General features: G+C 54.7%; 13 protein-coding genes. 7 read left to right on the top strand and 6 right to left on the bottom strand.

The window, feature by feature from the left end:
• Positions 1-16 precede the first annotated feature (16 nt).
• On the bottom strand, positions 17-727 hold the full coding sequence (locus tag ACXADJ_RS05780; RefSeq protein ID WP_475063992.1) for an ABC transporter ATP-binding protein: 711 nt from the start codon (positions 725-727) through the stop codon (positions 17-19).
• Positions 720-1,970: a lipoprotein-releasing ABC transporter permease subunit gene (locus tag ACXADJ_RS05775; protein WP_475063990.1), complete on the bottom strand. Its 1,251-nt coding sequence runs from the start codon at positions 1,968-1,970 to the stop codon at positions 720-722. Before ACXADJ_RS05775 ends, ACXADJ_RS05780 begins: the two co-directional genes overlap by 8 nt.
• A 342-nt stretch (positions 1,971-2,312) precedes the next feature.
• Between ACXADJ_RS05775 and ACXADJ_RS05770 the strand changes: the two genes are divergently transcribed.
• A complete protein-coding gene (locus ACXADJ_RS05770; protein ID WP_475063986.1) occupies positions 2,313-3,341 on the top strand; it encodes an agmatine deiminase family protein in 1,029 nt (342 codons plus the stop codon).
• Between the two features lie 15 nt (positions 3,342-3,356).
• Positions 3,357-4,253, top strand: coding sequence for a carbon-nitrogen hydrolase (locus ACXADJ_RS05765; protein ID WP_475063984.1), 897 nt, complete (start codon positions 3,357-3,359; stop codon positions 4,251-4,253).
• Positions 4,254-4,570: 317 nt separating this feature from the next.
• On the opposite strand, the gene dinG is transcribed toward ACXADJ_RS05765, so the two are convergent.
• From dinG to ACXADJ_RS05750, 3 genes are read right to left on the bottom strand one after another with little or no spacing between them, the layout of a single operon-like run.
• On the bottom strand, positions 4,571-6,703 hold the full coding sequence (dinG, locus tag ACXADJ_RS05760) for an ATP-dependent DNA helicase DinG (protein ID WP_475063982.1): 2,133 nt from the start codon (positions 6,701-6,703) through the stop codon (positions 4,571-4,573).
• Complete coding sequence (locus tag ACXADJ_RS05755) at positions 6,666-7,541, bottom strand: general secretion pathway protein GspB (protein ID WP_475063980.1); 876 nt, start codon at positions 7,539-7,541, stop codon at positions 6,666-6,668. Before ACXADJ_RS05755 ends, dinG begins: the two co-directional genes overlap by 38 nt.
• Positions 7,541-9,346, bottom strand: coding sequence for an ExeA family protein (locus tag ACXADJ_RS05750; RefSeq protein WP_475063978.1), 1,806 nt, complete (start codon positions 9,344-9,346; stop codon positions 7,541-7,543). The genes ACXADJ_RS05755 and ACXADJ_RS05750 overlap by 1 nt, the downstream gene beginning before the upstream one ends.
• A 328-nt stretch (positions 9,347-9,674) precedes the next feature.
• Between ACXADJ_RS05750 and ACXADJ_RS05745 the strand changes: the two genes are divergently transcribed.
• Both ACXADJ_RS05745 and ACXADJ_RS05740 read left to right on the top strand, forming a co-directional pair.
• Positions 9,675-9,899, top strand: a complete 225-nt coding sequence (locus ACXADJ_RS05745) for a hypothetical protein (RefSeq protein WP_475063976.1) — start codon at positions 9,675-9,677, stop codon at positions 9,897-9,899.
• Positions 9,899-10,099, top strand: coding sequence for a hypothetical protein (locus tag ACXADJ_RS05740; RefSeq protein WP_475063974.1), 201 nt, complete (start codon positions 9,899-9,901; stop codon positions 10,097-10,099). Before ACXADJ_RS05745 ends, ACXADJ_RS05740 begins: the two co-directional genes overlap by 1 nt.
• Here ACXADJ_RS05740 and ACXADJ_RS05735 read toward each other — a convergent pair whose 3' ends face one another.
• On the bottom strand, positions 10,100-11,149 hold the full coding sequence (locus ACXADJ_RS05735) for a hypothetical protein (RefSeq protein ID WP_475063972.1): 1,050 nt from the start codon (positions 11,147-11,149) through the stop codon (positions 10,100-10,102).
• A 716-nt stretch (positions 11,150-11,865) separates the two neighbouring features.
• Between ACXADJ_RS05735 and ACXADJ_RS05730 the strand changes: the two genes are divergently transcribed.
• From ACXADJ_RS05730 to cyoA, 3 genes are all read left to right on the top strand, one after another.
• The gene (locus tag ACXADJ_RS05730; RefSeq protein ID WP_475063969.1) at positions 11,866-13,710 is read left to right on the top strand and encodes a cation:proton antiporter; all 1,845 of its coding nucleotides are present in this window, start codon (positions 11,866-11,868) and stop codon (positions 13,708-13,710) included.
• A gap of 746 nt (positions 13,711-14,456) precedes the next feature.
• Positions 14,457-14,744 (top strand): hypothetical protein, encoded by a 288-nt coding sequence (locus ACXADJ_RS05725; RefSeq protein ID WP_475063967.1) that lies wholly within the window; start codon positions 14,457-14,459, stop codon positions 14,742-14,744.
• Between the two features lie 157 nt (positions 14,745-14,901).
• Positions 14,902-15,909 (top strand): ubiquinol oxidase subunit II, encoded by a 1,008-nt coding sequence (gene cyoA, locus ACXADJ_RS05720; RefSeq protein WP_475063965.1) that lies wholly within the window; start codon positions 14,902-14,904, stop codon positions 15,907-15,909.
• Positions 15,910-15,911 lie beyond the last annotated feature (2 nt).

The following is a 15,911-nucleotide window of genomic DNA, read 5'->3' as shown; positions in this document are numbered from 1 at the left end:
TTTCAATTCACTTCCTTCAGCTCACTTCACTGCGACTCGCGTCACTGCCGTCCAAAACCAGCGTCTGATCTTTCAAACGCATACAGCGATCCATCCGCGAGGCCAACGCTTCATCGTGCGTTACCAGTACAAACGCAGTGTCACTGGTGCGAATCAGCTCCAGCATCAGGCTTTCTACCTGTGCTGCGGTTTGCTGATCCAGGTTTCCGGTAGGTTCATCCATTAACACCAGCTTGGGACGATTCACCAAGGCGCGGGCAATCGCCACACGCTGACGTTCACCACCAGACAGTTCCGCTGGCTTATGCTGTCCTCGCTCGGCCATGCCCAGTGCCGACAAACATTCCAGTGCGCGCGCTTCGGATTGCTTGCGAGACAGACCACCCAAGAGCAACGGCATCATCACGTTTTCCAACGCGGTGAATTCCGGCAACAGATGATGAAACTGGTACACAAACCCGAGCTGCTGATTACGAAGCAGGGTGCGTTGGGTTTCATTCAACCCCTGAATCGACTGTCCACCAATGACCACCTCCCCCGCATCAACGGTATCCAGCCCACCCAGCACATTCAGCAAGGTGGTTTTACCAGAACCTGAAGAACCAACGATGGCGAGGGTCTCACCGGCATTCAGATCGAAACTGACGTCCTTCCATACCGTGACCGACTGCGGGCCACTGGTGTAGGTTTTCAGCAAGCCATTCGCTTGCAATACCGGATTACTCATAACGCAGCGCCTCCGCAGGTTGAACCCGGGACGCCCGGTAAGATGGATAAAGGGTCGCCAGGAAGCTCAGCAGCAAACCCGAGCCGGTAATAACGGCGACATCGCTCAGCAGCAACTCCGAAGGCAAGTAAGAAATAAAGTACACATCGGCGCTCAGTATCTTGAAGCCGAAGGCATTCTCAGCCCAGGCCACCAAATCAGAGATGGTCAGAGCACCCAGAACACCCAATGCGGTTCCCAGTACAACGCCCACCAGCCCGATCGACAAACCCTGCACCATAAAAATGGCCATAATGGTTCGAGGGCGCGCGCCCATGGTACGCAGAATGGCAATATCCGCCTGCTTGTCAGTCACGACCATGACCAGAGTGGAAATAATGTTGAATGCAGCCACGGCAACAATCATCAACAGCAACAAACCAATCATGCGCTTTTCCATATGAATGGCCGCAAACAGATTGCCGTGCGTACGAGTCCAATCGCTGCCCCAGGCGTAACCATTCAGGTTGTTGACGATTCGCCAGACGGTTTCCGGCGCCTCGAACAAGTCGTCCAGCTTCACCCGCAAGGATTCAGCCTCACCACCAATACGACCCAGCTTGCCGGCATCAACAATATTGATCACTGCGAGGTTGGCATCCAGCTCGGCACCAACCGAGAAAGTACCCGCGACAGTCAGACGACGCACTCGCGGGATCACACCGGCCGGGCTCATCGTCGCTTCCGGCAGCATCAGCGTAATCTTGTCGCCCTTGGCAACCCCCAGATTACGAGCCAGCAAATCCCCCAGCAGCACCTTGTAACTGCCCGGCTGCAAATCTTCCAAAGCACCGGATTTGATATGGTCTGGCAAAATCGACACATCGCGCTCCGCCGCAGGCTCAATGCCAGTTAGCATCACGCCTTTTACACGACCGTTCACGCCCAGCATGCCTTGCAACCGGGTCAGCGGCGCAACGGCTTCGACGCCATCAAACTGCTTCACCTCATCGGCCAACGCCTGCCAATCGGCGATACCACCCGGCTGATAAATCACCCCATGAGGCACCATGCCCAAAATGCGCTGGCGCAATTCCCGGTCAAAGCCGTTCATCACCGACAACACAATGATCAGCACCGCCACGCCCAGCGTCATACCCACCATGGAAGACGCCGAAATAAACGAAATAAAATGATTGCGGCGCTTGGCCGCCAAATACCTGAGACCAATCCCAAGCGGCAACTTGCCCGGTGACAATGCCATAAAGTGTACTGCTCCTGTCCCTACAAAAATCCAATCACATAAACCCATTCGCCAAGCCAGCAACCAGCGTCGAATCCTGCTATCAAAGCGGGTTCCGAGTACTGGTTGCCGACCAAGCCTGAAACGCTGCGCAAGTGTGCCCCAAGCCAGTCCAAAAGCCAAAGCCGGTGCAGCCGCAACCAATTATCGGTCCACGCCCACCGGTCAGGGATTTTTACCTGTCCGCATCTGTACCTGACGACAAAACTTGCCATAATCGCGCTTTCAGATTTGCCCACCTCACAAGGGTTCCGGCAAAGCCACAAAAACCGTAAGAAAGAGATCGGTCTATTGAACAAACGCATGCCCGCGGAATGGGAAGCCCAAACCGCCGTCCAACTCACCTGGCCTACCCGTACCAGCGACTGGGCGCCATTCCTGCCACGTATTGAGCCGGTATTTCATGCTCTGGTTGCGGCCATCAGCCAGCACCAGAATGTCATTATCAGCTGTGGTAACCCGCAGGACTGCAATCGTTTGTCTCACCTGTACCAGAACCACAAGCAGGTCGAAATTTTCCAGGTTGAGAACAACGACACCTGGGCCCGCGACCATGGCCCAATCAGCGTCTATCTGGACGGCAAGCTGAGCTTTGTTGATTTTCAGTTCAACGGCTGGGGCGGCAAATACGAACACGATTTCGACAACCAGATCAGCAACCGACTGAATGCCCTACAGGCATACAGTTTCGGCAAAGGCCCATTGCCAATGGAACCGCGCAACATGGTGTTGGAAGGTGGCAGTCTGGAGACCGACGGTAAAGGCACACTGCTGACCACCGAGCATTGCTTGCTGAACCCGAACCGCAATCCATCGCTGTCACGTGCAGACATTGAAAGCCGCTTGCAAGAGTCTTTGGGTATCGAACGGGTGTTATGGCTGAAGCACGGCCATTTGGAAGGTGATGACACCGACGCTCACATCGACACACTGGCGCGTTTCTGCAACCCGACCACCATCGCCTACTGTCAGGCACGCCAGTCCGACGACCACTACGAATCCTTGCATGCCATGGAGCAAGAGCTGCAACAGCTGCGTCAGGCCGACGGCAGCCCATACGTTCTGGTGCCACTGCCACTGCCTTCACCGGTATACAGCGACGACGGCGACCGTCTGCCGGCCACCTACGCGAACTTCCTGATCATCAACAACGCCGTATTGCTGCCCGTGTATGGTGTAGCGGAAGATACTGTCGCGGTTGAACGCATCATGCAGGCCTTCCCGAACCATTGGGTGCACCCGATCAACTGTCGCCCTGTCGTCGAACAATATGGCTCCCTGCATTGCCTGACCATGCAGATCCATACGCCTGAATCCACCGTCAAAGCCTGATTGCGAGAAGCCCAAATGAGCAAACACCTCACCGTCGCCGCCGTGCAACAGGCGTTTCATGGCAGCAAAGAAGCCACTCTGGAAAAAACCGAAGCACTGGTGCGCGAAGCGGCTGCATCCGGTGCTGAACTGGTGTGCTTGCAGGAACTTCATGCTGGCCCGTACTTTTGCCAGCACGAAGCTGCCGACATTTTTGACCTTGCCGAAGCACTCGACGGCCCCACCGCCCAGCGGTTAGGCGCATTGGCCGCGGAGCTGAACATCGTATTGGTCGGCTCGATCTTTGAGCGTCGTGCCAAGGGCGTGTACCACAACACCGCCATTGTATTTGACCGCTGCGACGAACTGTGTGGTTTCTACCGCAAGATGCACATCCCGGAAGACCCGGGCTTCTACGAGAAGTACTACTTTATTCCGGGCGACGCCGACGAACCGGGCTTCGAACCTATTGAAACCTCCGTCGGCAAACTAGGAGTGCTGGTGTGTTGGGATCAATGGTATCCGGAAGCCGCCCGCCTCATGGCGCTGGCCGACGCCGACATCCTGATTTACCCAACCGCCATCGGCTGGGAACCAGCGGAAGAAAAAGACGAAAACGAACGCCAGACCGACGCCTGGGTCACCGTGCAGCGCGGCCACTCTGTGGCTAACAACCTGCCCGTGGTATCCATCAACCGCGTTGGCCACGAAGCCGACCCAAGCGGCGCCAGCGACGGCATCCTGTTCTGGGGCAACAGCTTCATCACCGGCGGCCAGGGCGAATACCTGGCACTGGCCGACCGCGAAACCGAACAGGTGTTACTGGCTACCATCGACATGGACCGCACCGAACAACTGCGCCGCATCTGGCCATACTTCCGCGACCGTCGTGTCGACGCCTACGGTGATATCACCAAGCGTTACCGCCGCTGATTATTTAGTGATTTGGGGCTGGCGAGAGCTGGCCCACGTTTAGACAAAAATGAAAAAGCCGAATTCGAAAGAGTTTGGCTTTTTACTTTTATGGGCGCAAGCGCACCATCCTATGTCGGCGAAAACCTGTAGGTTGGGCCACGCCCAACGACTCGCAGGCAAGCCAGCTCCTACGGGTTCAGCTTACGCTGTAACGTAGGATGTATTAGCCGAAGGCGTAATACATCAAAGCTCCTACTATCCCCATGCCTGTAGGAGCGATTTCAATCGCGAAATCGGTAACCAATCGGGATTAAAATCCCTCCTACACGACCAGATTAGATCCTTCTCAGTGGCGGCAGTGCGTCGAGCAGCAGTTTGCCGTAGCGGCTGGATAGCAGGCGCTTGTCGAGGATGCTGACTTTGCCGGTGTCGGATTCCTTACGAATCAAACGACCGGTGGCCTGCACCAAGCGAATGGATGCAGCGGGCAGTGTCAGGTCCATAAACGGGTTGCGGCCCCTGGTTTCCAGCCATTCACTGGTCGCTGCCTGAATCGGGTCGTCGGGCACAGCAAACGGGATTTTCACGATCACAACGTGGGTAAGGTATTCCCCCGGCAAGTCGATGCCTTCGGCAAAACTGGCGAGGCCAAAAATCACATTGCCCTTGCCGCCGTCGATGCGTTCCTTGTGCTTCCGAACGATTTCGCTTTTCGGCATAAAGTTCTGGCACAGAAGATATTCGTACCAGTCGCGAATAAAGGTGTCGCGAGTGGCTTCCAGCTGGGCACGGGAGCTGAACAGCACCAGCGTCCCCTGGGTTTTGTCGATGTTGTTGCGCATCCAGTCTTCAACATCGGACTGGAACTGGTCACTTTTAGGGTCAGAGGCCAGTTGCACCACTTCCAGCGTGCCGCGGTTCGGATAATCGAACGGACTGGCCACCCGGTGGAAACCGGCCCAATCCGGCAAGCCGGTTTCCCACGCGAGGTTCGAGAAGCTGTTCAACGCCGTCAGCGTGGCAGAGGTCACGACCGCGCCATGACAGCGCCACCAGAGGTTTTTGCGCAGCTGGTCAGCCACGGCAATGGGCGAAGCACTGAGTTTGATGTCCCAATCTTCACCAAACGGCGTTTTGGCGATCCAGCGGGCGACGGGCAGTTCGCCTTCTTTTTCCTCTGCGGCCAGCCATGTAACGGCTTCCCAAAGGGTCTCTGCGCGCGCCAGCATCATGCCCATCGGTGCTTGCCAGCTTTCGGCAATATCGCGGCTAAATTCCCCTTCGCCCTTGGCATCCAATGACTGCTGTAGCATGTCCACCAGCTTGTCGAGCCCTTGCAGCAAAGGTTGCAACGGCGCTTTGATGTTGTTCAGTAGGTCGCGCAGGTTCTCCGGCGTGCGGCCAAATTCAAACCGCATGCGGTCGCCTTCGCCCAACAGATCGAACACCAACGGCCACATCAGCGAGAAATGGCTTTGCAGCTCGCGGCAATGTCCCGGTGCTTCCTGCAAGGAATGCATCAACGCTGGCGGCAGGCCTGTGGCGGCCACAAATTGCTCGATGCCGGTTTCCAGCTGTTTCAGCCACTGACGCTGGGCCCGTACGCCAAATTCCAGCCGGAAGTGGTTCAATGCCTTGTCGGCCAGGTGATGGCCTTCATCGAACACATAGATGGTTTTCTCAGGCGCGGGCAATACTGCACCACCGCCGAGGCTCAAATCCGACAACACCAAATCGTGGTTAGCCACAATAATATCGGCATCTTCCATGGCTTGGCGGGCCTTGAAGAAAGCACAGTTGTCGAATTCCGGGCAGCGGCGGTTGGAGCATTCCCGATGGGTCGCCGTCAGGTGACTCCACTGGCTTTGCTCAATTTCTTCCGGCCAACGGTCGCGGTCGCCATCCCACTGGCCACTGGCGTATTTCATCAGCATGTTTTCGTACAACTCGCGATCCTGCTCTTCCGGCGTCTGCTCGAACAGATCGACGGTCGAGAGAATGCCGGACAGCTGCTGCAAGGATTTATCGAGCTTGGTCAGACACAAATAACGACCACGGCCTTTAGCCAGCGCAAAATTAAACGGCAGCGAGATGTTTTTTTTCAGGTTCGGCAGGTCCTTGTCCAGAATCTGCTCTTGCAGCGCCACGGTGGCGGTGCTGATCAGCAGCTTCTTTTCCTGCTCGATGGCCAGCGGCAACGACGCCAGCAAGTACGCCAGCGTTTTACCAGTACCGGTACCGGCTTCCACCACCACGATGCCCGCATCGTTGGTGCGTTCGCCCTTTTCGTCGGCCGAGACCGAGCCCAGTGCCTTGGCGATTTCAGCGATCATCATTCGCTGGCCATAACGCGGTTTGAGGTCGAGCGCTTTGATCAGTTCTCGGTAGAGCGCCTGAATTCTTTCTTTTGATTCTTTGCTTAGCACGGAGTTACTCAATGGCTTGCCAGCCGCGTCGACGACTGACATTGAGGTGGTAACCGTCAACGGCAAGCACAATGCCGTCGCGGGTGATTTCTTCCAGTGTGACGTCCCGGTTAACGGGCTCGCCTTCAAACCATTCCCGACCGTTCATGGTGACGCTGCGCGATGCTGGGTCGCTGGCGTACAAATGGCCGGTAATGGTGAGTGTCGGTATTTTCTGCAACGAGCTGTACGGTGGCAAACGACGGGTTTCTATTTTTGCAGTCGTCGTTTCTGTTTCAGGGGCTGTCTCAGCCGCAGTGCGGGAAACTGCATCAGAAACAGCCGGTTCTTCCCCAACAGCCTCTTCACCAACAGCTTTTGCACGTGGAGGCTGCAACGGGCGGCTACTGACTGGCTCGGCTAATGCAATGGCGCCGATAACACCTTTTGCCGGTTTTACAGCTGGTGCTGCATTTGCCCTGGCAGCGAGCTCAGCATCAAGTTCGACAGGTACAGGCTCAGCAGGAACTGCTGCCGGAGCCATTGGAATCGACGGCGGCGCATTAGTGGAAGCGGCTTGAGGAGTCGGCTCAGGTGCCTTGATTGATGATTCAACAGGTTCATCAACGGCAACGCTATATTCCGTTGCAGCAGAGTTTTGCACGTCTGATGGCGAATTCATCCACCAGGTAAAGCCCACCAGCAACACCAACACTGCAACAACCAACACCACCAGCCCGAATGGCAAGCGAGCAACCACCACATCCGCCGCCTGAGCATTTGCTTGCGGGTCATCGCCTGATTGTGATTCGTCGTTTAAAGCCGCCAAGGCCGGGTGCTGAGAGGCATCCTGCTGACGTTGAGACTGGGCTTTTTTCAAAGCATCAAGAACGTAAGACATCAGCCATTGTCCTCGTCTGCAATGATTTTGGCATCAAAGTCCGGATTCGGATTGTGGCCTGCGTCTTCGCCTGCTTGTTGGTCGAGATACAGCTGGCGCTGCAAATACACCAGTGTTTGCGGCCCAATAATGCGGTCAGCATCCAGTCCATTAGCCACTTGGAACTTGGCCACTTCAATCGCCAGCAGCGGATCGTACAGTTGTGGGTCCAATCCGGTGGCCGCCTGCCCGTCCGGGCTGACAACCTGCCAATCACCATGCCAATCAATGTCCAACGCACGACGCACCCACTGCACCACTGGCGAACGCTGACCCGGCTGAATCGCTCGTTCGTATTCCTGCAACGGTTGCCAAATAACCAGCGCCGGATACTCGCCGGGCAGCTGTGGCACACCATCGTCGAACAGTTTCCACTGACCGGACACATTCACTGCCGTTTGCTGTTGCAGCGGCTGCAATTGCGATAACGGCCACTGAACCCACAAACATTGCCATCCAAACTGGGACAATTCCGCGCAATCCAGCTGCCCAAGTCCCATTTGGTCGCTCAATCGACGAGTAATCGCATCCTGACGGTTTGAAATCGCCGTTGCTTGAGTGTTGTTTGTTTTTTGTGCTGCCTGGTCATTTTCTGCCAATTGGTCGCCAAGCCGTGCTCCTGAAAGCCCAGACTCTGAATGACCAGACCCGGACTGCCCTTCTCCCGAGCCTGCTGTACCTTCTGGAGATTCTGTGGCCGACAAGGCTACTGAGTCAGCACGTTCTGTTTGAGGCGCAATCCAAGCTGCCAGCGCTTGACGCCACTGGGAAACCGTCGACTGCCCCGGCAACAGCAACGCTGCAATGGCAACAACCAAAACAACCGTTAACGCCCAAACCGCACGAGTCAGACGTTTAACGTGCAGCCGACCATTTTCCCCGACGGAAGGCGTCGTCGGTGCAGAAGCGTTTAGCTGAGCATTACCATTAACGTGAGTCGATACAAAAGCAATTGAATCCGGAACGGCCAGCACTTCAGCCATGGCCTGCATGGCGGTTTGCTCACTTACCTGTGTGCGGCTTTGGGCAAATGCCCCCAATAGGCAACGGTCTGCAACGCTGTTGATCAACCGCGGAATGCCTTTACAGCCCTGCCAAATAAGATGGGCCGCAGCTTGTTCAAATACATCGCCCGGGCCACCCGCGTTTTCCAAGCGGAACCGTAAGTACCCTTCGATATCTGCCTGAGCCAGAGTGTCCAGGTGATAACGCGCGGTGATGCGCTGATTCAACTGCCGATGTTCGTGACGCAGCAGTAACTCACGCAGTTCTGGCTGACCAACCAGAATCAGCGTCATCAGCTTTTCTTCTGATGTTTCCAGATTGGTCAGCAGTCGAATTTGCTCCAAGGTCGGTGCAGGCATCGCCTGAGCTTCATCCACCAGACAAATAACCCGCTGCCCCTTGCCATAGCAGTCGAGCAAGAAAGCATTGAGCTTTTTATAGAGCGCCTGCTGCTGATCATCGTCCTGATACGAAATTTCCAGTTCATCGCACAGCGCTTGCAGCAGCTCCAACGGATTGAGCTGCGGGTTAAACAGATAGGCCGTGCGAATGTTGTCGGGAGCGGTTTCAAGAAACGCCCGGCACAGAGTGGTTTTACCCGTGCCCACTTCACCGGTCAGACACACCAGTCCGCCGTGGCCAGTCAAGGCGTAGTGCAAATGCGCCAATGCTTCCTGATGGCCCTTCGATGGAAACAGCAGGGATGGGTCGGGGGCAATCGAGAACGGAAACCGCTCAAGGCCGAAATGACTCAGGTACATGAAACTCTCTAACGATCACCAACAAGCAAGGGGCTGCGCCCTCTTTCCATTGGCCGCAACGTGTGGCCGCCCATCATACCGGATTTGATGAAACATTCGTGGCCAACTGCACACGCATCTGTCAGCAGCCAGGCATATTGAGATCAAAACACAACAAACCAACTTATTTGCTGGTGGCCCACATGGATACAATCGCCTCCTTTTGTTCCACCAAGCGAACACCGAGATAAAAATCAGTCTGATTAATCAAATAAATCACGAAATTGTTTGAACTTTAGTAAATTAACCCCATCTCATTCACCAACACTTACATTCATGGAGTTAGCTTATGTCCTGGACACTTGTTCTGGTGCTGGTCGCCTCCATCGTGTTACTGGCAGCACTGGGGATCATTAACCCGGTGTTTTCAGTGGCATTGAAAGGCCTGTTTTCCGTCGCTGTTCTGGCAGCGTTTGCCTTCATGCTTTACAAGCGAAAACGCACCATTGCCCGCCAGCATGCCACGCAGCGAGCACACGTTTCACAACACGCACATCAACCAACGAGAGAATAATGAAAACGCCATCCCTGAAAAAATCTGTTCAATCCTTCCTGCTGGTATCCGCGGCTTATCTTGCCGTTCCGGCTCAAGCAGCGGTAACCAACAACACAGCCCCTGCACAGCAAACTGGCGAAACCACCCTTCAGGTCGCCACCAGCAAGCGCAGCAGTTCGTTGTCTGAATCCCGCCAAACCGGCCAGTCTAAAAACTGATCAGAAGCCCAGCGGTACATTGATCGATACGTTAACCGACGCATCGCGGGCCGACGCGGCTCTTAAGTCGTCCGACTTGACCGCCAGCGAGAACCAGTCACTCGCCACGCCCAATCCCAGCTGCCGCGAACTGTAACCAGCCGTCGTCAATCGCCAGTGTTCGTTGAGCCGGAAGTCCTTTTCAACCCCAACACGCAGATAGTCTCCGTGACTCAGCAGCGTCAGTCGGGCCTGATATTCGGATTCGCTTAACGACGCCGTGATGGTTGGACGCAAACGGCCATAGAACACTTTATCTCCGGATTTCCCCGACGCCGTCACATCCGAGTCACACACGGTTTCGGCCGGGTCATTGAAATTCACACAAGCGCTGGTGTAGCCGGACGACTCCGTTCGAAACAGGTTCCAGATATCGGCAACCGCCACATCCAATACGGTCGTCGGACGCAATTGCCAACGGGCATTCACATCGAGGCTAGCGCCATAGCCCGGTGAATCGTCCGGCTGATACTCGAGAATTTTGTCTTCGTTGAACTGGTAGTCCAGCACCGCAGAAGCCGATTCAGTGTCGCCACTACTGGCTAGACCATTCAGCTCACCAAATTGCCATTGGCTCACCTGATACAGGCTAACGGTCGGCGTAAGCATCAAGCGGCTTTCCATCAGCGAAAAACGCCAGCTCGCCATCGGCCCCTCCGCCTGCAGGGTTCTGGCTTTAAGCTTCAATGTTTCGGTTCCGGATAACGCTGTGCCATTTTCCAAGGCGTCGTAGTAACGCACCATGCCGTCGGAAAAGGTCAGGTCATAGTGCCAGCGCTTTTGCCAACCGATCATCCAGCGTGAACCAAACCGATCAACGGCGGCGAGACCGGCTTGCAGTCGCGCATCCGCCCAGGCGTATCGGCCGTTTTCCACACTGCCATCCCACCCTTTCACCATATCCCGAATGGACACTGGCTCGCTGCTGGCTTCCATGTCCATGTTGGCAAACATCACATGGCGAGAGAGCTCAATACTGTCCGCGTAAGCCGCTCCCGAAACCATAGACAACGTCATTACCGCAGCAAGCGCCGACGTCAGACTCAACGTCGCTGGTACTCGTTTCGGAACTGGCGCTCGTGGCCCTGTTGCTGTTATTACTGCTGATGTTCTTGCAGAAGGAGACAATGACTCGCCTCGCACCATTCTTGATTGCACGTCTGTAAAACCTGTAAACATTTGCCGCTGTTATACCAGCCTGACGACAGAACCCAAGCCAGACAACCTAACTTTGCATCGCTCACCCCGTCTCCGCCACATACCTTCTTTACACCCTTCACCTTCTCTTGTTCTTAATCTTCCTGCTCATCAGGAGCCCAATGAAGCTTGGCCAAACGAGGGATAGGCCAATAACGACAACGGAACACAAGTAGCAGCTGACTATCTACAACAGGCGTTATACTGATGTTTACTGGCTAAAGGGGACATCTATTTAATCCGGTGCTCACTCTGGGCTACCGGGTGGTTTCGAGTCACGAAGCCGACTTGCAGGCCTGACGGGTCAAGTCAAAAGTCGGCGACACAGAGTCGAGATCATCCGGCAGCCCCCGCAGGGCGCGGGTTGCCGCCGCCCAGTGCTGTGTTGACGAACTTGAAAAGGACTTGTCATTTCGCTGCATTCGTCGCCTTGCACTGAACAACGGCAACACTCGCGCAGAGCCGTGCAGGATTAAATAAATGTCCCCTAAACGCCTGATTCGGTCCCCTTTTATGGAAATCCATCCGCTATGACCGCCATTTATATATCCCTGATCGCTACCGTTGCCTTGCTGTGCCAATGGCTGGCCTGGCGAGTACGCTTGCCTGCCATTCTGTTTTTGCTCATCGCAGGCCTGATAGCCGGGCCGATCAGTGACGTATTACATCCGGACGCCTTATTTGGTGATTTACTATTCCCGCTGGTATCGCTGTGTGTTGCAGTCATCCTGTTTGAAGGCAGCCTGACGCTGGATCTGCAAGAAATTCGCAATCGTCAGGGCATGGTGAAAGGTCTGGTTACCGTCGGCGCATTGGTAACCTGGGCGGTGATCGCAGTGACTTGCCAATGGCTGTTTGAGCTTGGCTGGGCCATGTCGATTCTGTTTGGCGCCCTCACCGTGGTGACTGGTCCTACCGTCATTGCCCCTATGCTTCGGACCATTCGACCTCGGGCCGATCTCGGCAATATTCTGCGCTGGGAAGGCATTCTGATTGATCCCATCGGCGCACTACTGGTGGTCGTGGTGTACGAATTCCTTGTTGCCCACGGTCAGGCCGAAGGCATTGCCCACAGCGCCATCGCATTTTTGAAGATTATTGGCATTGGCACTCTCGCCGGTGTCGCGGCGGGCTGGGCGCTGACGCAGTTACTTTCGCGCAACTGGTTACCGCAATATCTGCAAAATCTGGCCATGCTGGCGAGTGTGATGCTGGTGTTCAGCGTGTCGAATCTAATAGCTCACGAGTCTGGCCTGCTGGCCGTCACCCTGATGGGCGCCTGGCTGGCTAACCAGAAGAACATTGAAATCAGTGAGATTCTGGAATTCAAGGAACAGCTCAGCCTGGTGCTGATTTCCGGCCTGTTTATTCTGTTGGCTGCCCGCCTTCAGCCCGAAGACATTCTCAGACTGGGATGGACTCCGCTGATTTTGTTAGTTGTTGTTCAGTTTGTTGCACGGCCGCTATCGGTATGGATTTCTGCCATTGGCAGCTCTTTAACGTGGAAAGACAAGGCGTTTCTCGGTTGGATAGCGCCTCGAGGCATTGTTGCTGCAGCCGTCTCGGCGCTGTTTGCCATCAAGCTGGAGCAGCAGGGCTACGAATCTGCCTCGCTGCTGGTGCCTCTGTGCTTTTGCATCATTTTCGGCACGGTTATTTTCCAGAGCGCCACCGCCAAACTCTGGGCAAAGCTGCTGGGCGTAAATGAACCAGCCAACAACGGTTTTCTGCTGGTCGGTGCCAACCCGATCAGCCTGGCGCTGGCAGAAGCTCTGAACAAGCAAGGGCTGAAAGTGCTGGTGACCGACACCGAACACGCCGAAATCCAGAAAGTACGCATGGCAGGCATTGCTACCTTTTATGGCAATGCCGCATCGGAATACGCCACTGAGCGCATCGACCTGACCGGCATTGGCCGCATGCTGGCAGTTTCTGCCGACTCACACATGAACAGTCTTGCGGCCGTGTATTACGCGCAGGAGTTTGGCGCCGACAAGGTCTACGCCCTGCAAACCAGCGAAGATAACAGCAAAGCCGGGCGTCACCGCCATGTGGGCAAACACCACTCCGGGCCGTTGTTCGACCTGACAACCAGCTGGACAGATATTATGTATCGCCTACAGCAAGGCGACGTTATCAAGGCCACTCGACTGAGCGACGAGTACAGCTATGACGACTATATAAAGCAGCACGGAGACTACGCCATGCCTTTGATGTCGATTTCGGCCGATGGCAAACCGCGAGTTCGTATTGCTGACGAGCCTTTTAGCCCCGACGACCACAACGTGGTTATCAGCTTATATAAAGCAGAAGGATTGGAAACCCCGGCGAATGAAGTATTAAAAGCAGACGATAGCCCCAAGCTTCCTGATTAAGGGCCTGGGTTTAGGCTTCTTTGTTTGTTTAACTGCTCTTTGGTTGAACTGCTCGCTTGCTTGACTGAGCTCTGGCTTAACCGTTAGCGGGTTTATCCAAGAACAGCTCTCGAACGCCAAGAATAGAAAAACAGCCGCCACAAGAACACCTCGCACCGTTCAATACTGCCTGCCCGCCATTTACTGTCGATTGTGTCTTTTCTGGCACCTGCTGGTGTGCTGCTCGGACGATTCAACGCACAACTGCACGTTCAAAACACGAAAATGGAGCCGGCCGCAAGACCATGGTTACCCCGGCCACTCTCAAGAAATCCCGACAAGCACCAGCCGGGATGGCCCGGAGTCCGTGGCACTTAAACATGGATCAACGGCCGCCAAATGGACACTAGCCTCGAAGGGGCGGCCACAATGGATAGAAATTGAGCAGTTGATTAAAAACGGGGATAAAAGGAGGGTTTTGGGGCAAACAAGCAAATATCGATCGTATTTTGACCATCTATACATATCTTTACAATAAGTACTGCCTGTAAACGACCCGCAAATGAGAGTTTTATTGCGCTACTGAAATATTTGGTTACACTCGCGTGGCTGCAAAATAACAACTCCAAGAGCAGAAAATGTTGCATTTAAACATGACTACTCTGATCATTAATTGACCTAAGTTGTAGTTTGATGGAGAAAAGCGTTTGGCACCAAGCATCCAACAGAAAACCAGGCATTTGGCCATAAGGGCGCTTTCCGCTCTTGTGTCTATTATTGCTGGTATGTTGGGCGCGACGTCAGAAATCCTCGCCGATACCGCACATCTGGCGGATTTCCCCCACGCTGAAAACAACGAATTCCTGATCGGCCTGAGCATTACCGCCATGTGTATTCTGCTGGTGGGCTTTGTGCTCTGGTACTGCTTTATTTATCTCAAGGCCCAAGCCAAGGCCGTTGGCCGCAAGCGCCGTTTCTATCGCGCCCCCGCCATCGCCAACGATGTATTCCTGGCCTCGCTCTGGTCCAGAGGGCCGCCACCCGTTTCGGCCTGACAGGTTTCTGTCTGGCCACATTTCAGGCTTCAGCCCACCAGTTTGCAGCGTTAGCAGGCCGGCGAGCACACGAGGCCAGCGGTTTTCCGCAACCAAGTCATTGGTCTAACATTAAGACTAAATGCAAATAACTATCAATCCTTATAAGGGTAAAACCATGACAGCCAAGAAGGTATCCCGATACGCATTGGGTCTTCTTGCCACCGCCGCTTTGTCCGGCTGTTCGGGGGGCATCCTCGATCCAAAAGGACAAGTTGGTGTTGACGAGAAGAATCTGATCCTGATCGCTACCGGACTGATGTTGCTGGTAGTAATACCAGTCATCTTCCTGACGCTCTACTTTGCCTGGAAGTATCGTGCTTCCAACAAAGCAACCGAAGCTGAGTATGCTCCTGAGTGGTCCCACTCCACCAAGATCGAAGCCGTTGTATGGGTCATTCCATGCATCATCATTTTGATCCTGGGCACCATTCCCTGGATCTCAACTCACGAGCTGGACCCATACAAGCCACTGGATCACGAGAAAGACCACCTGGAAGTTCAGGTTGTTTCTCTGAACTGGAAATGGCTGTTCATTTACCCTGAGTACAACATTGCTTCTGTAAATGAACTGGTTTTCCCTGCTCACACCCCACTGGCGTTCACGTTGACTTCTGACTCAACCATGAACTCCTTCTTCATTCCGCAATTGGGTAGCCAGATCTACACCATGGCGGCAATGAAAACCAAGCTGCACCTGATTGCTGATGAGCCAGGCACCTTCATGGGCTTCTCATCCAACTACAGCGGCGCGGGCTTCACCGGTATGAAGTTTGACGCCATCGCAGTAGAAGACGATGCCGCGTTCGAACAGTGGATTGAACAGGTCAAACAGTCTCCAAACGTACTGAGCGGTGCGGAATATAAGGCGCTGACCGAAGCATCCGAATACCACCCTGTGACTCTGTACAGCGCGGTTAAGCCTGGTTTGTTTGATGACATCGTTATGAAATTCATGAAACACCACGGTGCGACTCCGTTCTACCACAGCGCTGAAGATGGCCACATGTCTCACATGAACCATGGTTCTGAGCATGGTGCAGGACACGGCGGTGAACACAACGAAGGTCACGGCGACATGCACGCGACTGATTCCCACAACAACCATGATGTGTCAGGAGAGTAAGC

This window comes from Oceanobacter sp. ABM4_470 (assembly GCF_056158645.1).
This window is presented reverse-complemented; position numbering and strand designations above follow the sequence as displayed.